This is a genomic window from Neotabrizicola sp. VNH66 (assembly GCF_049445895.1).
GTDB lineage: Bacteria > Pseudomonadota > Alphaproteobacteria > Rhodobacterales > Rhodobacteraceae > Pseudogemmobacter.
Genome location: NZ_JBMSDW010000016.1, coordinates 71,472 through 91,680, shown reverse-complemented (window position 1 = coordinate 91,680; position 20,209 = coordinate 71,472). Strand labels below are relative to the sequence as shown.

Sequence of the window (20,209 nt, the reverse complement as noted above, 5' to 3'; positions counted from 1 at the left end):
TCTTCCATGTCATCTCCTCGGGCTGCGGACCGAAGAAGAGTGCGGACCGCGATCACTCTACGGCGATCCTGTCCCACGTCGGCTGGAGCGCCAAGAATGGTCATGCCATCTGCTGGAAGCGCTCCATCTCCTCCGAGCGGCGCGTATGGGTCGGCAGAAGCGCTGACACCCGGGTCAGGATCGGCAGCAAGGCCGCAGGCAAGCCTGCCCGGGCCAGAAGCGCGCGGCCGAACTTCCGCAGGAAGAGGACGAGGGCCGCTTCGCCCGCTTCATAAGCCAGTTTCCAATCCCAGGCCCCTGCGGAGTCGGAGCCGCCGAAGGCGCGCTCCATCTCGGCGCGCAGCATGCCGGTGTCGATGGGCTGGCCTGCCACGAGCGCGGGCTGCAGAGCTTCGGCGACGACGAGGATCTTGGCGGCAACATTGGACGGCGGCGGCAGGGCCACGGGCGGCGCAGCCAGCACGGCGGGGACATGGTAGGTCATGGGGAACTCCGGGTTGAGGTCAGGATCGCGCCCGGAAACGCCTCTCTCGGCATCCCTCGGGCTTGCCCTGCCCCCTTCCCCGCTCTCCCTCTGGCAGCCCGGTGTCCAAGGGGCTGGCCTTGCACTTGTTCGCTTTTTGTTCTATATATAGGAGCCAAGCTGAGAAGGAAGGTTCCCGATGGAAGACACCGCCTTTGCTCTCCCTGCCACTCCCAAGCAGATCGCCTATGCGCGGTCGCTGGCCCTGAAGAACCAGACGCTCCTCCCTTGGGAGGTTCAGCGGGATCGCCGGTCCCTCAGCGCATGGATCGACGCGCAGGCTCGGATGAAGCCCCTTTCTGAACTCGAGCGCCTACCGTCTTCGAAGCAGGTCGCCTTCGCCGAGCGCCTGGCCCGCATCAAGCGCCGCGCCGTCCCGGAAGAATGCTTCCGCGACAAAGGGCTCATGTCGAAGTGGATCGACGGGAACCGGTGAAAACGGACACATTCGGACCCTCGTTGCTTGAGGGTGCTGCTCAGTCAGCTCTTTGGAAGGTCACGATTTAAAGCGCCCGTGACGCCGAAATCCCGCGTCTGTCAAAGAAACTGGGGGCCTGCTTTGCTGCGAATTCACTCAAAGCAAGACCTTGTTGATCGCGCCTGTGCCAACCTATGGCATTGCAAACACGAACAATTTGCCATGCCATAGGTTGGCAATTTCCGTCTTACCGAACGTCAGCCTCGGTCGAATTCCTGTCCGAGGCGCGCGAGCTCTGTGAGCGCCGCTTCTTTCTTCTGCAGTTCGTCCTCTTCAGCGATAAGCTTACGGACCGTGCTGACGGGCAGGAACATCCGCAGCGGGTTCGACGCCAGCGACTGGAAGCCATAGCTCTCGTACAGCGCCTTGCGGCGCGTAACGCGATCAGGATCGCCGCAGTCGAGAACGTCGAGCATGACGACCGCGACGCCGATCGCATCGGCTGCCACGGCAATCCGCCGGAGAGCGTCGACAAGCAGATCGCCGCCATAGCCGCCGCCGCGGAACTTCTGGTCCCGCCCAATCATCGAGATGTAGGCGGCGGGAATGTTGCCGTGCGAAGGCCGGGTGCGCGCGAACTTTGTCGGCAATTCGGCAAACTGCACCGCGTGTGCGTTCAGAGCATAGAAGCCGATGACGGTGCCTGCAGGGTCCACCATCACATAGAGGCGGACATTGTCCGCCTTGGCGAGCTTGTTCGCGGTCTTCTGAAAATAGTTGTCGACTTGCTCGACACCGCAAGAAAAAGCCGCTCGATCATGCCTCGAAGGATCGAACGGCTCGATGGTGTAGGCGACCGGTGCTGAGGAGGCCATCTACTTGGACACGACCGTCGCATTGTGCCGACGGAAAGCAGCGCGCAGGGCATCCGCCGGTGCCGCAGGTGCATCGAGCGCGGCGAAGAACGCCTCATGATCGACCGGCTGCAAAAGCGTCCGTTCATGCGCGGCAATCGTTGCCAGAGCCGCCTGGTAGGCGGCATTCATCGTGAAGACGGAATCGTCGACGCCCGAAAGTGCCGCCGCCTGCTGGATCGCCGTCTTGATGCGCGGCTTGGTCCGGAAATTCATCCGAGCCTCGTTGCGCTCATCGATGTTGCGGGTGGTGTCGTGGAAACCGAGCATGGTCGCCTCCAAAGAATCTTACTCACTATGTACGCCAGATCGACGTACAATTCAAGCGCATGATCCAAGAACCTCTTGGCAAGTTCACCCGAACCGTCGACCACCCTCTGTGAAGGTGTATTCGTTGACGACAATCCCCTCATCCACCGCCTCGTCAGAGGTCAGATGGTCATATTCGGCCTCCAGCTGCCGATAGAGCCAGCGGGCGAGATCGCGCAGCGCTTCCACAACGGTATCTTCACTTCCCCGCGCCGGGGGCCGCCCGGTCGGATTGTCGCGCGACACGTCGATGGTCATGCAGTATTCGTGGCAGTACCGCCCGCGGTGGGTCACGTCGGCGCTGAGTTGATAGAAGTTCTGACGCTGAGCGGCCAACAGCCGGTCGGCGATGCTGTGCAAGGTCTGGTCCTTCGGAGCATAGGCGCGGATTTCGCGCGTGGACCCTTTGGCGTGCCGGACCGTCGCCTCGAAGCAGGCGCCATCGCCTTGTGACGAGAAGCCCGAGAACCAGATGCAGGGCCTTTGGCTGGTGCTGCCACCCATTAGCCTGACCGACCGGGTCTTCAGGCTGACCCCGAGGATATCGCAGATGCGCTCGAAATCGTCATAGACCGCATCCCACCAATCGTCGTGAAAGGCAGCCTCGCGATACCAGCCGCGGGCTTTCTCCTTTGCCGCATCCGAGAGTTCTGGGAATTGGTAGACCGTGGTGCAGATGGTCTCAGGCATCGGGATCCTCCCCGGTCAGAGCCTGGGCGAGCCAAGTCTGGGTTCCGACGAAGCCGATGACCTTGCGCGCGGTAAGGTCGATCACCGTCGCGCCGCCGCCGAAAGACCCTAGAAGGGGACGAGAGGCCGTATGAGCGAAGTCGAATCCCCAGAGGCCGCGAAGGTCGAGCTCCTGGGCCAGGCGCAGCACAAAGGCGACGACGCCGTCGGGATCGCCGCTGTCGTCATCGCGAATCCAGAGCTCGCCGGACTGACCTTCTTCCTGCGGCGACAAGTCAAAGCCACGATATTGCGGCTCTTCGGTTTCCTCGTCTTCTGCACGGCAGCGCTGATAGATCGCCGTCGCGGCGGCGGCCCTCTCGGGGGTGCCGACATCGATGAGGCAGGAGAAATGGGTGAAGTAATCGGCCATGGGGCACTCCAAATATGAAGACGCCCGACACCAGTGGCCGGGCGCGATGGAAATTTCGGGGTCGGAAGGTGGGCAGTCAGTCAGCCGAGCTTTGACCGCGCTTGGTCCCGGGCCACTTGGTGGGCGCTGAGAAGATCGCGGTAGTAGCGCTTGCGCGCCGCGCGCCAGCTGCGGACGGCCAACGTGTCGGGGTGGAGCCGACGGATCGCCGTGCGCAGAACCGTCAGGTTCGACGCCTCGGGCGGCAGGCCCAGGTCATGATAGATCCGGCTCATCTCGATGGACCTCCAAGACAGGCGACATCAGAGGGCACAGATCGTTCATTGATTTCGAGGTGGACCGTGCGGGCCCTGGCATCGAAGCAGAACTCGCCCTCGGCACCGCCGGGCAGGACCTTCTGCAGATCGGGGTCACAGAGCAGATCGAGCACGATCTGCTCGACGGCCTCGGCGAGGGTGAGGTCGCGCCATTCGACTTCCGGCGCATCCCAGGTCAGGGCCACGTAGCGGAGGCGAGTCTCGGGCAGTTCGACCGGGTTCGGCTCAGACCAGGGCGCGATGCTGTCGATCCGGGCGGAAGGGCCGTGGCAGGTGAAGATCACGGTCAGGTGGGTGATGCCAGCCCCGGCCAAAGCCTCGAAAAGCCGGGTCTGGTTGACCGGGCGCAGGGCCTCGATCCGGGCCTGTTGTGAGACGCGGGCACCGAAGAGCAAAGCGAGACGAAAGCGCGGCGCCATCGGCGCGCGGAGTGTGGCGAGGGACTGGAACATCTGGGTTCTCCGGGAAGGGGTAAGGGAAGCCCCGGCGGGGAGAAGCGGAGCCGCTCTCTCCAACGCGCCTATGGGCAAACTCCCCCTGCCTTTCTCGACCTCTCGTCTCAGGCGGCGAGGTCCAGCGCCCGGGCGGCGAAGCTGCGCCACAGCGGATCGACCAGCCGGGCCTCGAGGAGTTCGGCACGATGGCGAAGGCGGGCAGCCAGCTCCGGTTCGCGCCAGTCGAGCGCCCGGCGAGCCTCGGCGCGCAGTTGGCTCGCCTCCATCACCACGCCCCGCGCCTCGACCGCGGAGCGAACCGGGTGGCACCAGGCGACCATGCCAATGCTGGCGGAGCCCGCGAGGACCAGCCGCTCGTCACGATCGAGGATGGCGAGCATTTGCGTGCCCACACCGCGCGGCCGGCTATCGGCATAGGTGATGGCGGCGGACATGGCCTCGCTCAGCGTCGCGGCGCGCGACAGGATGGCCGGATGTGCATCTCCCGTCGCGACGGTGCCGACGGCAGGCGGCAAGGTCAGCATGAAGGGCTGACCCAAGTCGGGCGTCGCACCCGGGATCGGGGGGAAGCTGGAACCGGGAAGTAACGTGGAGAAGGACGCATCGAACATGGGGATCACCTCCAACGGCGCGGGGAGGCCTCTCCTCCCGGCTCAACCGTCAAAGGCAAAGCCACCGCCCTCTTCCTCGAAGGGCGGTGGTAGGACCGGCAACTAGGAGCGCTGGACGGAAAGGTCACATCTTGCCGAGGCCGCGCAGCGAGACTTCATAGCCTGCGCCGACGATGATGTGGTCATGTAGCGTCAGACCCAGAAAGCGGCACCCCTTCTGGATCTCCTTGGTCATGGACAGGTCGGCCTCGGACGGCGTCGGATCGCCTGACGGGTGATTGTGGATCAAGATCAAGGCGCTCGCGCCGAGGATCAGCGCCCTCTTTATCACCTCGCGCGGATAAACCGGCACATGATCGACCGTGCCGACCGCCATCCGCTCGTCCGAAATCAGCCGGTTCTTCCGATCGAGGTAGAGGACATGAAACCGTTCCTCCGGGCCTCTCACTGTCAGCGCACAATAATCGCAGACGGCAGCCCAGGAGGTCAGGGCCGGATTGCGGTTGAGATATCGCCCCAGGATTTCGCGGGCCTCGAGGATCACGGTCTCTTCTTGGGGTGTCATGCGGGACGCTTTCAGGATGGGAGGCGCTCGCCCCTCGCCGATCCGCAGCAAGCGATTGGCGAGGGGCGAGGCCCAGAAAGGGGAAATGAGGATCAGGGAACGCGGGAGCCCCCTGCGCTTCCGCAGGCCGGAAAGAGGGGGCTGCTGGCGAAGCTGGCTCAGCCGACGCGGTCGAGGAGCTTCTTAGCCCGACCTTCCATGTCGAGCCTTGCGTCCTGCTGGGTCTTGTCGCGGGCAAGCCGCGTGATGCCCTGGACGAAGTCGAAGATCGACTCGGGCGGCCTGCCCTCTTCCATCAGCACCTTCTCGATGATCTTTCCGGACTCGGCTTTGGAGAAACCACGCTTCCTAAGGAAATCGTCGCGGTCTTCGTCCGTCCGCGCCACGATCTGCTGGCGCGCAGCCTTGATCTCATTCACGAAGCCCATCGGCGACGAATTGGCGAAGCGTGTCAGCGCCGGTGCTGCCTCATGGGCGAAGCGCGAGGCGGCGTATTTCGAGTGACGGATGGTGATTTCCTGGAAATCTTCGACACCCCACAGATTCCTGTTTTGACACACGGCGCGCAGGTAGAAGCTTGCCATGCCGAGGGTCTTCGCCCCCACTTCAGAGTTCCAGCAGTAGAAGCCCCGGAAGTAGAGATCGGGGGAGCCGTCGGGCAGCCGGCCCGCCTCAATCGGGTTGTGATCGTCAACGAGAAACAGGAAAACATCACGGTCCGAGGCGTAGAGCGTGGTCGTGTCGCGGCTGATCTCGACATCGGGGTTGTAGACACCCGTCGACCAGTCGAGCACTCCCGGCACCTTCCAGCGCGTATCACCGGTGCCATTGCCCGCGATGCGCTGCACGGCCTCGACCAGTTCATGGTCATGAATGCGGCCGTAGTCGGGGCCGGTGACCGCACGCAGTTCGGTTCGGCCATCCTCGGTTTCGAAGGTTTTCACCTGCTCGGCGCGGTGGTTGGTCAGGCCGTACTGCAGATTGATCCCCGCCAGCGGCGCGGGCAGCTGGCGTAGGTAGGACGCGGGGGCACCGACGATGCTGGCAAGCTGGCCAAAGGCCCAGTGCGTCGGCGCCACAGGCTCCTGCGCTTTCGGCAGGATCAGCTGCATCCGCTCGGCATTGTCGCGCGAGGCCTCGACGCGGATCTCGGCGGTCTCGACCACCTGCGACCGGCTCCGCTCGGAACGCTCCTTCACCGAGGCCCAAAGCGCGTCGAGCGAAAGATACCGTTCGTCATCGGGCCGATTGAACCATTCGGACGACGCCCGCCCGTTCCGCTCCCCCCGGCTGACATCCACTTTGTAACCGCCGGTCTTGCCCATCCGAACCGGATCGAGAACTTCCTGAACGCCCATGCGTCACACTCCGCGACGGGCGCCCGGGAGCCACTCTCCCGGACCCTAAACCCGTCACCGGAAAACCGACACTCCTCTCACTCTTGGAAATGCGAAGGGCGGTAAGCAGACAATAGCCCGACGAGCTTGGCAGCCAGGTCAAATTGGCTTTGGGCCAGGCCCCAAGGCGTGATCCGAACTTCTCGGTGTCAGAGCAGAAGAACCTGCGTGCCGACCTTGGCCAGATCGTAAAGCTCGACCACATGTTCGTTGTAAAGGCCGATGCAGCCATTCGATGACCTGCGCCCGATCTTCCGCGTGTCATGCGTTCCGTGGATCAGGTAGGCTGGCCAGGAAAGATACATCCCGCGCACGCCGAGCGGATTGTCCTTCACGCCCCCTTCGACGAACTTCGGCCAGTCCGGATTGCGCTCAAGCATGGACGGCGTTGGACGCCACGGCGGATTCACGGCTTTGCGCACGATCTCGGTCCGCCCGCGACGGGTAAGCTCCTCGGACAAGGGGACCGAGGACGGATAGAGACGGTAGATGGACTGATCTTCGGACCAGAAGTGCAAGGCGCGCGAGGTGATGTCGACCAGGATCACGCCGTTTCGCGTGGTCTCGAAGTAGTCCTGCCACTGCAGCATGCGGAAGCTGGAGATGTTGTTGCGCACAGAGCTGGAGACAGGCGCCTGGAATTCGGTGCTGCCCTCCTGCGCCAAGGCGGGGACAGCTGCGGCACCGGCTGCGCCAAGCATCCCGCCGACCAAGGCTCGACGATTGATCTGTGCGGTCTTCATGGTGAACTCCTTTAGCTGCCTGTCATTCAGTCGTGTTTGTTGGTGGGGCCGGTTTAGCCCAGAGCGCGGCGGATCTTCGGCACGGCGAAGCGCCTATCATCGTGGAAGTCGATGATGCTGACGAACCGGCCATCGGGGCGGAAGAGGAAGATGCCCGCGGTGTGGTTCATCGTGTAGTCGCCGTCGTCGCGCGCGACTTTCTCGTAGCGCACGCGGAAGTCGGCGGCTGTCCGGGCGATCTCCTCGGCGCTGCCGGTCAGGCCGGTGATCCGGGCGTCGAAGTTGGACAGGTAGTCTGCCAGTTCCTGCGGGCCGTCTCGGTCCGGGTCGACGGTGATCAGCGCCACGACCAGAGGCGCGGCCTCGGGTCCGAGTGCCTCCAGCCAGTCGCTGATGTCGTTTAGCGTGGTCGGGCAGACATCGGGGCAAAAGGTGAAGCCGAAGAAGGCCATGACTGGCCGTCCGGCCCAGTCGGACGGGGTCACCGACTGGCCGCGGTGGTTGGTCAGCTGCCAGCTCATTTCGGTAAGCGGCAGTGGCAGGATAAGGGCGGGCTGCGCGGCACGGCTGCGCCACGCCCCGAGCACCAGCGTGCCGCTGACGGCGGCAAGCACCGCTCCAAGGCCCAGGATCAGTCGGCGTCGGCGCATGACGACCTGTCGGCGCGCATCGACAGGACCTCGACCGGGATCGTGACCTGACCCGCCTTTTCGAAGGTGAGGGTCATGTCGAACCCATCCCCTTCCTTCAGCGCCGTCGTCAGGCCCATCAGCATCCCGTGATAACCGCCGGGATCAAGCTCGACCGTCTGACCGGCGGGGACCGGGATGCTCATTGCGTGCGGCATCGACGCGGCGCCGTCGGTCACCACGGTTTCGTGCAGCATCGGCATCCCGGCAATGGGAGTGGACAGGCCCACCAGCGCGTCGTCGGCGGCACCCGCACTGGTGATCCGGACGTAGAACACCGCCGGACGCTCCGCTCCAATGGTCGCACGGGACCAGGCATGATCGACCGTCAGATCGCCGATCTGCGCTGCCTCGCAGGCAAGAAGCGGGGTCGCCATGACGGACAGGACGGCGGCGAGGGCCCAGGAATTATGCATCAGAACCTCGATTGCAGATCGCTCAAGATGTCGGCGGCGGGGGTTCCATAGGCGAACTGCCGCAGCCAGTCGCCTTCGGGTCCCACCAGGTAAAGGGCGGGACTGTGCGCCATGCTGTAGCCGCCCGGGGCGGCAGTGTCGTCCTCGCGCTTAAAGAAAACCTTGAATCTGGCAGCCACGACGGCGGTGCCAGGAACGTCTCCAGCCAGCCCGAGGATCGACGGGTGGAAGGCCCGGGTATAGCTGTCGAGGCCAAGGCGGCGGTCGCGCTCGGGGTCGACCGAGATGAAAATCGGCTGCACCCGGTCGGCCTCGGAGCCAAGGTCATCCATCACCTGCGCCACTTCGGCCAGCGTCGTGGGGCAGACATCGGGGCAGTTGGTGAAGCCAAAGAACACCAGCTGGAACTTGCCCCGAAACTCTTCGCTCGTGCGCAGCTTGCCCGTGGCATCCGGCAGGGCGAAGGTTGGGCGGAAGGCCTCGGTCACTGACCCGGCAGGCCCGCGGTCCAGGAAATAGGCCACGGCGAAGGCACCGAGGGTGAGGATCGCGGCGATCCAGAGAAGCTGCTGAAGGCGGGTCAGTCTGGGCATGGTCATCTTTTCCGCGCCCTGTCTGAAGCCTCGAGCTACTAGAGCTTCAAGTAACTCCTCTGTGAGTCTCGTCTCTTCGGCTGCAGATACCGGTCGTCGCCGGCGGATCGTCCGCTCAAGGCGCTCCGGTCGCGGCCACCCGCACTTCGGTCATCAGGCTGTCGAGGCTCAGGTTCACCAGCTTGCGACCGTTTAGGAAGAAGGTCGGCGTCTGGCTGATGCCCAGTGCCTTCACATCTGCCGCGTCCTGTTTCAGGACCGCCGTCATGCCTGGAAACAGCCGGTCCGTCTGGCCCTGGTCGATGTCCATCCCGGCGCCTTCGGCGATCTCCCAGGCAATATCAAGCGCGGGTTCGCCATGCACCGCCCAACCGGGCTGCTCTTCCAGAAGCGCATCAAGGACCGGCTCGAACAGGTCCTGCCTGCGCGCCGCTTCCAGAATGCGCACGGCCTCGTCCGAGCCTTCGTGGAAGGTCGTGTAACGCAGGACGATGCGGACGTCGTTCGGGAAGGCCTCGCGGATCTGCTTCAAGACCGGGTGGAAGGCCCGGCAGGCTTCGCAGGAGGGATCGAAGAACTCCACCAGCGTGACCTTGGCGTCGGCGGGGCCAAGCACCGGCGAGTGTGGCCGGATCAGCAGCGCCGAATCCGCCGGGGGTTCTGTGGCGGCGGCGGCCTCCGCCTCGGCGCTGCGCTGGCGGGTGACGTAGACGGCGCCACCGGCAAAGGCGGCCAGACCCAGCGCCGAAGCGCCGAGCATGAGGGTTCTGCGGTTCATCCGCGGTCTCCTTTCATCAGGGGAAGAAGGGCCAGGATCGCCGCGAAGGCCGCGAGCGACAGGTAGGGAAGCGGCAGGCCAAGCACGGTCTGGGCCGCCTTGTCGGTGCAGGAGGGGCCGCTTTCCGTGCAGGGCGCGATGGCTTGCGGGATGATCCCGGCGTAAAGGCCGGACTGCCAGGCGGCCAGCGCCGTGCCCGCTGCGGATAGGATCAGGACCGTGGGGCGGACAGGGGAGTCCTCGCGCCACAGGGCGACCCCGAGGATCACCACCAGCGGAAACATCGCGATGCGCTGATACCAGCACAGCGTGCAGGGCATCATCCCCAGCACCTCGCCGATGAAGAGCGCGCCCAGCGTCGCGGTGAGCGCAATCAGGAAGGCCACCGTCAGGGCAAGGTCGGATCGGGTCATGCGGCTGTCAGGCATCGGTCTGGCCTTTCCGGAAGGCGGGCAGCAGCGACAGCAGCACCAGTGCCGCGCCGGTGGTGATGGCGATGTCGGCCAAGTTGAAGGCGGGCCAGTGCCAGTCGCGCCAGGTGACGTCGATGAAGTCGGTGACCGCGCCCTGCCGCAGCCGGTCGATGATGTTGCCAAGGCTGCCGCCCACCGCGATCGCCAATCCCAGGGCCTCCAGCCTCCGCGTCGCGCGCAGGGCCATCGCGGCGAAGGCCAGTGTGATTGCCCCGGTCAGCGCGGCCATAACCAGGGGCCGCCCCTCCATCGCGCCCGACAGCATCCCGAAGCTTGCCCCGGTGTTGAAACCAAGGCTCAGGTTCAGGACCGGCAGGATCGGCACGGGTTGCCCTTCGGTCAGTCCGGCAAGCGCCAGCGCCTTGGTCGCCTGGTCGAGGGCAGTGGCCAGCAGCGCAACGGCCAGAAGCGGAACCGGAGTCATTCTGCGCCCCGCTCAGGCCAGCCGATCCAGCGCGGGACGTGGCGGAGGAAGCGGTCGTAGTCGGCCCCGTTGGCCTTCCGCAGCGCCGCCTCCTCGGACCGGATCTGCGTCTGGGCGGACCAAAGGAACAGAAACGCCCCGGCAACGGTGGGAATTGCAGGGATTGCGACGGCCACGCCAATCAACAGCAAGAGCTGGCCCAGAAAGGTCGGGGTGCGTGAAACGCGGAAGAGACCTACCTGCACCAGCGCGCCGGTCTCTCCCTCGCGCACGCCCACGCGCCACGAGGCCCCCATTGCGCGCTGCGCCGCCAGGGCGACAAGGGCTCCCAGCGCAGCAAGGGCGGCACCCGCCAGACCGAGCCCAAGGAAGCGCCCCTCGGTCCAAAGCGGATCAAGCTTGTGCAGCGGCGGAATGGTCAGCCACAGAAGCGGCCCCACGCCCGCCAGCCCGAAGGCCGCGCGGAAGCCGTGGGCAGCCAGGCGGTCCCGGCCCGTCGCAGTGCCGAACAGCCAGACCGGACGTCCCGCCGCCCGCGTGGCCCGGGTGCTGCCCCAGAAGAACAGGACGAGATACAGCATCAGGACGGCCAGCGCCGCCCAGCCGGGGGCTTGCAGCATGGGTCAGACCTTCTCGGGGTTGTAGGCCAGAAGCCGCAGCGCGTTCAGCGTGACCAGCACCGTGGCCCCGGTATCCGCCAGGATCGCCAGCCACAGACCCGTAAGCCCGAGGACCGAGGTCACCAGAAACACCGCCTTCAGCCCCAGCGCGAGCGTCACGTTCTGCCGGATGTTGGCCATCGTCGCCCGCGCCAGCCGGATCTGCGCCGGAATGTCCGTCACCCGGTCGCGCAGGATCGCCGCATCCGCCGTCTCCAGCGCCACGTCGGTGCCCGACCCCATCGCCACGCCGACCGAGGCCTGCTTCAGCGCGGGCGCGTCATTGATGCCGTCGCCTACCATCATCACGCCGCCTTGCGTGGCCATCTCGCGGATCGTGGAGAGCTTGTCCTCGGGCAGCATCTCGGCCCGGAACTCAGTGCCAAGGCTTTCGGCGATGGCCGCCGCCGTGCGCGGGTTGTCGCCCGTCAGGATCGTCGGCGTGATGCCCATGGCTCGCAGCTGCCTGACGGCCTCCACCGCGTCCGTGCGCGGCTCGTCCCGCAGGCCGATCAGCCCCAGCGCCGTGTTCCCCTCGGACAGGACGGCGACGGTCTTCCCCGCCTCCTCCAGCGCCGTGGCGCGTGCCATACCGTCCCCCGCCAGCGCGCCCTGGGCGGCGGCGTAGCGCGGGCTGGAGATGGTCAACTCGCGCCCCTCAACCGTGGCCGAGACACCTTTGCCGGTGATGGCCCGCGCAGCAGTGGCCTCCGGCAGCGCCATCCCCTCGGCCCGGCGCAGGATCGCCAGGGCGAGCGGGTGGCTCGACCCGGCCTCGACAGCAGCGGCAAGGCGGATCACCTCGGCCTCGGCCAATCCGAAGGGAACCACATCCACCACCTGCGGCCGCCCATGCGTCAGCGTCCCGGTCTTGTCGAACGCCACCTGCCGCACGGATGCCGCGGCCTCGATCACCGCACCGCCCTTCATGAGAAGGCCACGCTTCGCCCCCGCCGACAGGGACGAGGCGATGGAGGCCGGGACCGAGATCACCAGCGCGCAGGGGCAGCCGATCAGAAGCAGCGTCAGGCCCCGGTAGATCCAGGTGTCCCAATCGCCGCCCATAGCCAGCGGCGGGACCAGGATCACCGCGACCGACAGCGCGACGATCAGCGGCATGTACCAGCGGCTGAAGCGGTCGATGAAGCGTTCGGTGGGCGCGCGGGCCCCCTCGGCCTCTTCCACCAGCCGGATGATCCGGGAGATGGTGTTGTCCTGCGCCTCTTTGGTCACGCGGATGCGCAGCGCGGCTTCCGTGTTGATCGAGCCCGCAAAGACCGCCTCCCCGGGCCCCCGCGTCTTCGGCACACTTTCGCCGGTGACGGGGCTTTCGTCGACGCCCGAGGTTCCCTCGACGATCTCGCCGTCCGCCGGGATGCGGTCGCCCGGGCGGGCGAGGACGATCTGCCCGATGGTCAGCGTTTCCGCCGGCACCTCCCGCGTGCCCGCGCCTTCGACCAGAAGCGCCGTCTTCGGCACCAGGTTTGCCAGCGCCCGGATCCCGTCGCGCGCCTTGTTGGCGGCCACGCCCTCCAGCACCTCGCCGACCGCGAAGAGGAACACGACCAGCGCCGCCTCCTCCGCAGCTCCGATGAAAAGTGCGCCGATGGCCGCGATGGTCATCAGGCTTTCGATGGTGAAGGGCTGGCCCATCCGCAAGGCCGCGAGGGCCCGCTGCGCCACCGGTGCGACGCCGATCAGGCAGGCGGCCAGGAAGGCCCAGTAGCCCGCTACGTGTCCCGTGGTCAGGTCGATGGCCCAGGCGGCGGCGAGCAGCACGCCGGTCAGGATGACCAGCCTGCCCTTCGCCGTCTTGAACCAGCGCTTGCCCCGGTCCGCCGGGTCGTAATGCACATGCCCTGGGGTGCCGTGGCCATCATCTTTGCCAGCCTTTGGCGCTTCGTCATGGTCGTGCTGACGTTGATCGTGGTCTGCGTGGTCATGCGTGCCTGCTGCGGGCGTCACCTCCGGCAGCACGAACTTCTTCTTCGGCGCAGCCACCCCGCGCGGCGCGATGCCGTAGCCAAGTGCCTTGACCGCCGCCTCGATCTTTTCCTTCGGCGTCGTGTCCGGGTTCAGGTTCAAGGACAGCTTCTCGGCCATCAGCGCGACCGAGACGTCGCTCACCCCTGGCATCCGCTCGACGGCGCGCGTCACCTTGGCCACGCAGGACGCGCAGTCCATCCCGCTGACGTTCCATTCCAGCCGTTCCGTCATGACCTTGCCTTCCGGTATGGTTGCCCGAATCGGGTCGGCATCCTACCTAATTGCTCTAGTCACTATAGCATCAAGAGAAATCGCATGCTGACCATCGGCAAGCTCGGCCAGGCCACCGGCGTCAAGGTGCCGACGATCCGGTTCTACGAACAGATCGGCCTTCTGCCCGAGGCAGGGCGCAGCGCCGGGAACCAGCGCCTCTACGACCGAGCAACGCAGGACCGCCTGGCCTTCATCCGTCACGCCCGCGAACTGGGCTTCCCGATCGAGGCGATCCGCGACCTCCTCAGCCTGTCGGACCGCCCCGACCAGCCCTGTGCCGCCGTCGATGACATCGCCCGGGCGCAGCTCAAGTCCGTCCAGGCCCGCATCGCCCGCCTCAAGACGCTGGAACTGGAACTGCACCGGATGCTCGACCAATGCGCCTGCGGAACCATCAAGGACTGCCGGGTGATCGAGACGCTGGGCGACCACGCGCTCTGCGCACACGAGCATGCGGCGGAGATGAAGGAATCCTAGTTGCGCCGAACTACGGCCTCTTGACGCCTCTCAATTCCAACACGGTTCGACCGTCTGCTATGGGCCGAGAACGACGGAACCCGGCGGGTTTCCCCACCGGGCCCGAGGGTGAGACCCCGTTCCTTTCAGAACGGGATCTCATCGTCGCGGTCGACCAACTCGGGGTTTTCGTTCTCGGCCGACTTCGGGCGGCTCAGGAAGTCGACCTTCTCGGCGATGATCTCGCAGCCGTAGCGGTCGGTGCCGGTTGCGTCGGTCCACTTGGTGTAGTGGATGCGGCCGTGTACGAGGACCTTCATACCCTTCTCGCAGTGCTCTGCGACGGTCTTGCCGAGACCGTTGAAGCAGGTGATACGGTGCCATTCGGTGTCCATGACCCGGTAGCCGTTCTCGTCGCGCATAACGCGACCTTCCGAGAGGCGCGGCCGCGAGGTGGCGAGGGTGAAGTTGGTGATCTTCGTGCCGCTTTGGGTCGAGCGCACTTCGGGCTTCTGACCGATGTTGCCGGCGAGGATGACGATGTTCTGCATGATATGCTCCTGTGTTTCCTGTCCCTGGGACCGTCCCTTCGACAAGACCCGGAAAAAGCCTGTCGGCTGAGGCGTGCACGGGAGACGGAACGGCGACCGGAAACCTCCATAGGGCCGGGGTGGCGCGGACAGCCCCAAGGGGGCAACACGGCCCGGACTGACGCGGGGTTGCGCGCCAGAGGCCGAACAGGCTTAGGGGATTGTCAGTCGAAGGGATGGCGCCGGGGATGGGAGCGACCTGGGGCTCTCGCAGAACTCGGCCTTCCTGGCAAAGGCAACTTGGTTGAGGCATTTGCGAAACCGCCGACCCAGCGGCTCAAGCCAACCTTATCCCCCTGCCCTATCCCGGTGCCCTCCGTGGGAGTTGCGATGTTGCGACCTGACGGCTATCCCGGACGCATCATTCAGGACACGAGGGCCCAATGGCTGATTTCAATCTCGAGGCGATGTCGCTCAAGGAACTGCGGCAATTGCAGAAGGAACTAGGCAAGGCGATTTCCACGTACGAGGACCGTCATAAGGCCGAAGCCCGCGCCAAGCTGGACGCAATCGCCAAGGAGATGGGCTACTCTCTGGCTGATCTGATCGGTGCCGAGGTGAAAGCCACCCGTGCTTCGGCCGTGGCAAAGTATCGACACCCTGAGAATGCGGCTCTCACCTGGTCTGGCCGTGGCCGGAAACCGCAGTGGTTCGCCGATCACGTCAATGCGGGCAAAGACCCAGGTTTGCTCGCGATCTAAAGGCAGCGAAGTGGGGACTGCCAATCCGCCGTCGAAAATCAGGCGATCGCAGCTCCCCAGGGGCAACGGTGATCGCCCATTTGGTGTGCCGACCGTGGTCGGCTCATTCTGCCGATCGCCCCGGGATGGCAGACAGGCGAAAGGCCCGGCTCGGAGCCTTCGCTCCGCCTCCGAGCCTCAGGAGAAACCGTGGGCCTTACGCCCACGGGTCGACCTCAGCGACCACCTGAACCTCGTCTCCGTCGATTTCATCGGCGGGAACAGCGCCGAAGGTTCCATCCCCTGCCTGGAAGACGACGATCGAGACCATGAGCGTGGCGGCGAGGGAGGCGGCGAAGGCGTGTGCGTCTTTGCGGGACATCTGTTTGGCTCCTATCTTGGAGGCGGGGGACCGTCCCCCGCGCGACAGGACCCCGCAGGCCCGAAGACTGGCTGACATCACCGGGTGCGTTCGGCTCGTCCGAATCCGCCCGGCGGCACGGGTTCGCCCGTAGTCCGACCCCTTGCGGGTTGATCTCGAAGACGGGATTCGGGGCAAGGAAGGGAATGGCGAGCGGGGGATGGTGTCCCAACGTCAGGAGCCGGTTGTCCCGCTGATGCTTGGAACGCCGCGAGCCTCCCGGGCAGGCTCTTAGTTGAAGACCGCCATCTTGGGGGATGGAACCTTCGACGCCCCGCGACATCGCGGGACGATAGTGTGATCGGTGAGGGGCCCGCCCCTTTGGCAGGCCCCTCCCGCATTCTCTGGGCTCAGGCGGCCAGGTCCGCGCCCCCTGCCCTCTCGCAATCCTCGGCACCGACGATTTCGAGCCGTGCGTTGCGATAGCCCTCCCGCGCAATCCAGAGCTCTGCCGCAGTGATCGACTGCGCCAGATGCAGCAGTTCGGTGTTGCCCCCGAAGTCCAGAAGCACGCGGACCTGCCCCGGCTTTGGTTCCTCGGCCACCTCGAAGATCAGACGGCTGTCCGCCGAATGGCTGCGCATGATGGTAACGAGAATGACCCCGTCCGAGGAGAAGTTACCCTCATGGAGCGTAAAGGAGGCCTGAGCGGTCCAGGTCGGATAGGGCCGAGGCGGTTCCTTCTTTACGAGACGGCCGACACCGTTCGATCGCTCCCAGGCCGCGAGCTTCTTGGCAAACCGTGCCGGCGGCTTGGGACTGCCGTCGGTGTAACGGATCAGCGCCCCGAGGGGGGCTGTGTCGATGATGGTCGTTGCAGACATGATTTCCTCATCCCGAATGCGAGCGATCGCATTCATCATATTGATATTGATGTGTTTTGTGGGGGTGAGGGCGGGTTTCCCCGCCCCCCGGATGGCTCAGATCACTCCGCCGCCATCATCGACGCGGCGCTGTCCGGCAGATCGGCAGTCAGGAAGGCCGGGAGATCGACATCCCCCTGCCCTTCCGCGATCGCCTCGCCGTCGAACGCCACCAGATCGGCCCGGCGCAGGACCTCGGGCAACCACCCGCTGCCCTTGAGGAGCCGCTCGGCTTCTGTGGCCATCTCACCCTTCTTCAGATGGTCGAGAAGCTGCGCGGTCCCCTCCCCCTTCGCTTCGCGCACGGCCTCGAGGATCCGGGCTTTGGGCACGCGGTTGAGGTAACCGTCGACCGTCGGCTCCCAGCCCGCCTCCACCATGTCGAGATCTACGGCACGCGCTACCAGATCGGCATGCGCCATGCGTCGGGTCAGACCGCTGGCCGAGATGCCCGCCCCATAAGGGTTCACCTTCTCATGGAGCGCGTTGATGCCGAAGCTGAGGCAATGCGCCAGAAGAGCCAGACGGCTGCCCTGGTCGAGGACCGTCAGATAGTCCCAGAGCGCGGCATCATCGCCGAGAGGCAGATCAGCCTCCCAGGCCGCGTGACGTTCGTCGACCAGCTTGGCGACTACGCTGTCCTTCAGATCGGGTGCTTGCGCGGACATGTAGACATGGCGCACGGAGGCCTCGAGACAGCTGCCCGAAGCAGAGGAGGTGCGGAAGGTATCCGTCACCAGTTTCAGAAGCAGGAGCGTCAGCGCCACGTCCGGTGACCGCCCGATGGCCTCGCGCAGCGCAAGGGTCCTGTGGGCCGTCAGTTCCATGACCAGCCGCTCGGGCAGCGGCTTCAGCGCGCCGTCGTCCTCATCGTCGGTCTGATCAGAACCGATCGGCTGACCACCCGAGGTGATGACGGTACCCCCGGCGGAGGTCGCCGAGGGTTTCCAACTGGAACCCTCGACATCGCCCCCCTGCCCCGTGGCATCCGCGCCATCGTCCTCCTGGACCGCGGTCTCCTCGCGCGGCTCATCCTCGGGCCGGACATAGCCGCGATAGACAGCCAAGCTGCCATCCCGATCCAGCGTCACGAAGACGCCCGCGCGCCCGACCTCGGCCGGGTCGTAGATCAAAGGCCGCTGCTCGAGCGCTTCCAGCGCCATCTCGAGCTGACCGAGCCGCGCATCGATCTCCTCGGGGTATTCGTCCTGACCGGAGTATTCCTCCTCCAACGCGCGGTACTCGGCGAGGAGCACAGCGTGGGCCGCGCTTTCCTCGTCGGTCATCGGCGCGGGATCACCGGCCAGACGCCGCAGGCCGTGGCTGTAGCCATAGGGCAGGTCGGTCGCCACCTCGATCCACTTCCAGCCCTCCGAGGTCAGCGCCTCGGCTTCCGCCTGAAGCTTCTCGGAAACCAGCTGATCGAGGAGGGCAGGGTCCTCGAGCCAGCCACCATCATCGCCTTGGAAGAGATCGCGCAGCACAACGCCACCTGCCGCCTCATAGGCATCGACGCCGACGAAGACGGCGCGACGATCCGAAGCCCGGACCGAGGTCTCCGTCAGCATGCGCCGGATGGCATAGGGCTCCTTGTTCCAGGAGTTCTTCACCGTGTCCCAGACATGTTCCTGGCGCGCATGGTCCGGGTTCACCGTGAACGCCATCAGCTGTTCCAGCGTCATGCCATCCTCGGCATAGACATCGAGTAGGGCAGGGGCCACGGAGGCGAGTTTCAGGCGCTGCTTCACGATCTGCGGCGTGACGAAGAAGGCCGCCGCGATCGCTTCCTCGCCCTGACCCTTTTCGCGCAGGGCCTGGAATGCGCGGAACTGATCGAGCGGGTGCAGGGTAACGCGTTGCATGTTCTCGGCCAGCGAGTCGTCCTCGGGCAGGATCGCCGAAGCAGCATCCCGCACGATGCAGGGGATCGGCGCGGTCTTCAGCAGCCGCTTCTGCTTCACCAGCAGCGACAGCGCCTGGAAGCGGCGACCACCGGCGGGGATCTCGAACGTACCGGTCTCGACTCCATCGGCATCGAGCACGGGCCGGACGTTCAAGCCCTGCAGCATGCCGCGCCGCGCGATGTCTTCGGCCAGTTCCTCGACCGAGACGCCGGCCTTGATGCGCCGCACGTTGGACTGGCTCAGCACGAGCTTGTCGAAGGGGATGTCCCGCGACGGGGACAGGGTGACTTTCTGGGCTGCTTTTGCCATCAGATCTTCTCCACGACGGGCGCCGGAAGCCACTCTCCCGATCTCACTTCCCGTCACCCCTCAAACCCCCAACCTTTCCCCCTCTTCGTCGATCTTGACCGCGGTCAAGACGTGTAAGCTGCATGCTCTATGCGCGCAGGATCGTTTCAAAGTATGCCTCGGGCTGCCTGATCGCGTCGCCTTTTCCTAACAGGTAGTCCAAGATCAGGAGAAGCCGTCCGGCCCCGGCTTTCTGGAGACCACGCATCAGCTTTTCTTGGCGTATTCTAAGCAATCGACCGATGTCGAAGAGAACGTGGTTGAGGGCTTCGCCTGTTCGTGGCGGGTCTGGGAAGAAGTCCGCGACATGTGAAAAGTCCGTCCATGCCATTTTTTTAGGGTCTCGTTTCATGGTCGTTGCTCTAACGCTTTGGGAAGCGTTGGTCTGCTCCACGTGCGTGTCCTTCTTTATATGTTCTTTTTTTACAGACTCTATCTGCCGGTCATTTTGTCCGTTCCTGGCGGACATTTCGCTCGCGCATTCACCGCTAAAGGCTTGGTCGTGCGATTGCTCTTGGTTGGCAGGAGCGCTTGGACCATGGCACTCTCCGTAGCCTTGCGCGGCGTTGGCGCCGAGCTCACGGAGACCGGCGATGATTTGCAGGACTGTGTTGGCAGTCAGGGTTGCTCGACGAAGCAGGTTTCTGATCGTTCCCAGTGCAGACAGCCGTCCTTCATCGAGGTGCTCATCTTGAAGGAGGGATGCGCGCAGTGCCAGCGCTTCTGCCCTGAGAGAGCGAAGGCGTTCACGCTCCTCGAGGACCTTCGATGCTCTGGCTGCGAGAGCGTCGTGGTTTTGCATCAGAGGAGCCAAGTCGATCCCAAACGCATCCTTGATGATGCCCCCGTAGCGGAGAGGAAAGCGTTTGCCGTTCGCTGAACTCTTCCGCTCGATGAGTCCTGCCGCCTCAAGGCGCGCCAGGCAGCGGCGAAGTGTTCTCTCATCGATGCCGTTTGCGCGTTCTGACAGGGAGGCGTTGGAGGGGAACACAACGGTCAGTTTGCGCTGCGTTCCACCAGAGTTGGGGCTCTGGTCGCGCGGGAGAAAGCTGATGAGCGCTGTCAGCACGGTGACGTCGTTGCTCGTCAGGTTCAGGTCTTTCCGAAGAACCCGCACCGGCCTTAGAAGCTCGTAGGGGTTAGGGCAGGCAATAGCTGCCTGTTCCGCCAAGGCGGTTCGTGTTTGAGTGACATGTCTCATGGTGTTTCGGAAGAAAAAGCTTCCCCGGTCACCGCGAGCGGTGTTGAACTCGATTCGTTTTGGGGGTATCAATCAGGTGTCGAGACTGATTGAGGCCCTTC

General features: G+C 65.0%; 27 protein-coding genes. 3 read left to right on the top strand and 24 right to left on the bottom strand.

The window, feature by feature from the left end:
- Positions 1-100 precede the first annotated feature (100 nt).
- On the bottom strand, positions 101-484 hold the full coding sequence (locus tag ACO2Q5_RS19015; protein ID WP_423293942.1) for a hypothetical protein: 384 nt from the start codon (positions 482-484) through the stop codon (positions 101-103).
- 178 nt (positions 485-662) lie between these two features.
- Here ACO2Q5_RS19015 and ACO2Q5_RS19010 point away from each other — a divergent pair, with 178 nt between their 5' ends.
- The gene (locus ACO2Q5_RS19010) at positions 663-959 is read left to right on the top strand and encodes a hypothetical protein (protein ID WP_423293940.1); all 297 of its coding nucleotides are present in this window, start codon (positions 663-665) and stop codon (positions 957-959) included.
- A gap of 239 nt (positions 960-1,198) precedes the next feature.
- Here the strand turns inward: ACO2Q5_RS19010 and ACO2Q5_RS19005 are convergent, their stop codons facing one another.
- The 18 genes from ACO2Q5_RS19005 to ACO2Q5_RS18920 form a co-directional block, all read right to left on the bottom strand.
- Positions 1,199-1,816 carry a GNAT family N-acetyltransferase gene (locus tag ACO2Q5_RS19005; protein WP_423293938.1) on the bottom strand — a complete coding sequence of 206 codons (618 nt, stop codon included), beginning with the start codon at positions 1,814-1,816 and terminating at the stop codon, positions 1,199-1,201.
- Complete coding sequence (locus ACO2Q5_RS19000; RefSeq protein ID WP_423293936.1) at positions 1,817-2,125, bottom strand: DUF1778 domain-containing protein; 309 nt, start codon at positions 2,123-2,125, stop codon at positions 1,817-1,819.
- 84 nt (positions 2,126-2,209) lie between these two features.
- A complete protein-coding gene (locus tag ACO2Q5_RS18995) occupies positions 2,210-2,854 on the bottom strand; it encodes an antitoxin of toxin-antitoxin stability system (RefSeq protein WP_423293934.1) in 645 nt (214 codons plus the stop codon).
- A complete protein-coding gene (locus ACO2Q5_RS18990; RefSeq protein WP_423293932.1) occupies positions 2,847-3,266 on the bottom strand; it encodes a hypothetical protein in 420 nt (139 codons plus the stop codon). The genes ACO2Q5_RS18995 and ACO2Q5_RS18990 overlap by 8 nt, the downstream gene beginning before the upstream one ends.
- 80 nt (positions 3,267-3,346) lie before the next feature.
- Complete coding sequence (locus tag ACO2Q5_RS18985) at positions 3,347-3,541, bottom strand: hypothetical protein (protein ID WP_423293930.1); 195 nt, start codon at positions 3,539-3,541, stop codon at positions 3,347-3,349.
- Positions 3,538-4,035 (bottom strand): DUF6878 family protein, encoded by a 498-nt coding sequence (locus ACO2Q5_RS18980; RefSeq protein WP_423293928.1) that lies wholly within the window; start codon positions 4,033-4,035, stop codon positions 3,538-3,540. Before ACO2Q5_RS18980 ends, ACO2Q5_RS18985 begins: the two co-directional genes overlap by 4 nt.
- 107 nt (positions 4,036-4,142) lie before the next feature.
- Positions 4,143-4,649: a DNA repair protein RadC gene (locus ACO2Q5_RS18975; protein WP_423293926.1), complete on the bottom strand. Its 507-nt coding sequence runs from the start codon at positions 4,647-4,649 to the stop codon at positions 4,143-4,145.
- 124 nt (positions 4,650-4,773) lie between these two features.
- Complete coding sequence (locus ACO2Q5_RS18970; protein ID WP_423293924.1) at positions 4,774-5,214, bottom strand: JAB domain-containing protein; 441 nt, start codon at positions 5,212-5,214, stop codon at positions 4,774-4,776.
- Between the two features lie 158 nt (positions 5,215-5,372).
- Positions 5,373-6,572, bottom strand: a complete 1,200-nt coding sequence (locus ACO2Q5_RS18965) for a DUF932 domain-containing protein (protein ID WP_423293922.1) — start codon at positions 6,570-6,572, stop codon at positions 5,373-5,375.
- A gap of 188 nt (positions 6,573-6,760) precedes the next feature.
- Positions 6,761-7,354 carry a L,D-transpeptidase gene (locus ACO2Q5_RS18960; protein ID WP_423293920.1) on the bottom strand — a complete coding sequence of 198 codons (594 nt, stop codon included), beginning with the start codon at positions 7,352-7,354 and terminating at the stop codon, positions 6,761-6,763.
- 53 nt (positions 7,355-7,407) lie between these two features.
- A complete protein-coding gene (locus tag ACO2Q5_RS18955) occupies positions 7,408-8,004 on the bottom strand; it encodes an SCO family protein (RefSeq protein WP_423293918.1) in 597 nt (198 codons plus the stop codon).
- A complete protein-coding gene (locus ACO2Q5_RS18950) occupies positions 7,986-8,459 on the bottom strand; it encodes a copper chaperone PCu(A)C (protein ID WP_423293916.1) in 474 nt (157 codons plus the stop codon). Before ACO2Q5_RS18950 ends, ACO2Q5_RS18955 begins: the two co-directional genes overlap by 19 nt.
- The gene (locus ACO2Q5_RS18945) at positions 8,459-9,052 is read right to left on the bottom strand and encodes an SCO family protein (RefSeq protein ID WP_423293914.1); all 594 of its coding nucleotides are present in this window, start codon (positions 9,050-9,052) and stop codon (positions 8,459-8,461) included. The genes ACO2Q5_RS18950 and ACO2Q5_RS18945 overlap by 1 nt, the downstream gene beginning before the upstream one ends.
- Before the next feature lie 115 nt (positions 9,053-9,167).
- Entirely contained in the window at positions 9,168-9,830 is a 663-nt protein-coding gene (locus ACO2Q5_RS18940) for a DsbA family protein (RefSeq protein ID WP_423293912.1), read from the bottom strand.
- Entirely contained in the window at positions 9,827-10,243 is a 417-nt protein-coding gene (locus tag ACO2Q5_RS18935; RefSeq protein ID WP_423293910.1) for a disulfide bond formation protein B, read from the bottom strand. Before ACO2Q5_RS18935 ends, ACO2Q5_RS18940 begins: the two co-directional genes overlap by 4 nt.
- A gap of 7 nt (positions 10,244-10,250) precedes the next feature.
- Positions 10,251-10,727 (bottom strand): signal peptidase II, encoded by a 477-nt coding sequence (gene lspA, locus ACO2Q5_RS18930; protein WP_423293908.1) that lies wholly within the window; start codon positions 10,725-10,727, stop codon positions 10,251-10,253.
- On the bottom strand, positions 10,724-11,347 hold the full coding sequence (locus tag ACO2Q5_RS18925) for a methyltransferase family protein (RefSeq protein WP_423293906.1): 624 nt from the start codon (positions 11,345-11,347) through the stop codon (positions 10,724-10,726). Before ACO2Q5_RS18925 ends, lspA begins: the two co-directional genes overlap by 4 nt.
- A gap of 3 nt (positions 11,348-11,350) precedes the next feature.
- Positions 11,351-13,603, bottom strand: coding sequence for a heavy metal translocating P-type ATPase (locus ACO2Q5_RS18920; protein ID WP_423293904.1), 2,253 nt, complete (start codon positions 13,601-13,603; stop codon positions 11,351-11,353).
- Between the two features lie 84 nt (positions 13,604-13,687).
- Between ACO2Q5_RS18920 and ACO2Q5_RS18915 the strand changes: the two genes are divergently transcribed.
- Positions 13,688-14,122 (top strand): MerR family transcriptional regulator, encoded by a 435-nt coding sequence (locus ACO2Q5_RS18915; RefSeq protein WP_423293902.1) that lies wholly within the window; start codon positions 13,688-13,690, stop codon positions 14,120-14,122.
- A gap of 125 nt (positions 14,123-14,247) precedes the next feature.
- On the opposite strand, the gene ACO2Q5_RS18910 is transcribed toward ACO2Q5_RS18915, so the two are convergent.
- On the bottom strand, positions 14,248-14,652 hold the full coding sequence (locus ACO2Q5_RS18910; RefSeq protein WP_028030787.1) for a single-stranded DNA-binding protein: 405 nt from the start codon (positions 14,650-14,652) through the stop codon (positions 14,248-14,250).
- A 422-nt stretch (positions 14,653-15,074) separates the two neighbouring features.
- Here ACO2Q5_RS18910 and ACO2Q5_RS18905 point away from each other — a divergent pair, with 422 nt between their 5' ends.
- Positions 15,075-15,392, top strand: a complete 318-nt coding sequence (locus tag ACO2Q5_RS18905; protein WP_423293900.1) for an H-NS family nucleoid-associated regulatory protein — start codon at positions 15,075-15,077, stop codon at positions 15,390-15,392.
- Positions 15,393-15,588: 196 nt separating this feature from the next.
- Here the strand turns inward: ACO2Q5_RS18905 and ACO2Q5_RS18900 are convergent, their stop codons facing one another.
- The 4 genes from ACO2Q5_RS18900 to ACO2Q5_RS18885 all read right to left on the bottom strand — a co-directional run bounded on the left by ACO2Q5_RS18900 (position 15,589) and on the right by ACO2Q5_RS18885 (position 20,108).
- On the bottom strand, positions 15,589-15,753 hold the full coding sequence (locus ACO2Q5_RS18900; protein ID WP_018001789.1) for a hypothetical protein: 165 nt from the start codon (positions 15,751-15,753) through the stop codon (positions 15,589-15,591).
- Between the two features lie 389 nt (positions 15,754-16,142).
- Positions 16,143-16,616: a hypothetical protein gene (locus tag ACO2Q5_RS18895; RefSeq protein ID WP_423293898.1), complete on the bottom strand. Its 474-nt coding sequence runs from the start codon at positions 16,614-16,616 to the stop codon at positions 16,143-16,145.
- Positions 16,617-16,717: 101 nt separating this feature from the next.
- On the bottom strand, positions 16,718-18,868 hold the full coding sequence (locus tag ACO2Q5_RS18890; protein ID WP_423293896.1) for a ParB/RepB/Spo0J family partition protein: 2,151 nt from the start codon (positions 18,866-18,868) through the stop codon (positions 16,718-16,720).
- Between the two features lie 127 nt (positions 18,869-18,995).
- Entirely contained in the window at positions 18,996-20,108 is a 1,113-nt protein-coding gene (locus tag ACO2Q5_RS18885) for a helix-turn-helix domain-containing protein (protein WP_423293894.1), read from the bottom strand.
- Between the last annotated feature and the right edge of the window lie 101 nt (positions 20,109-20,209).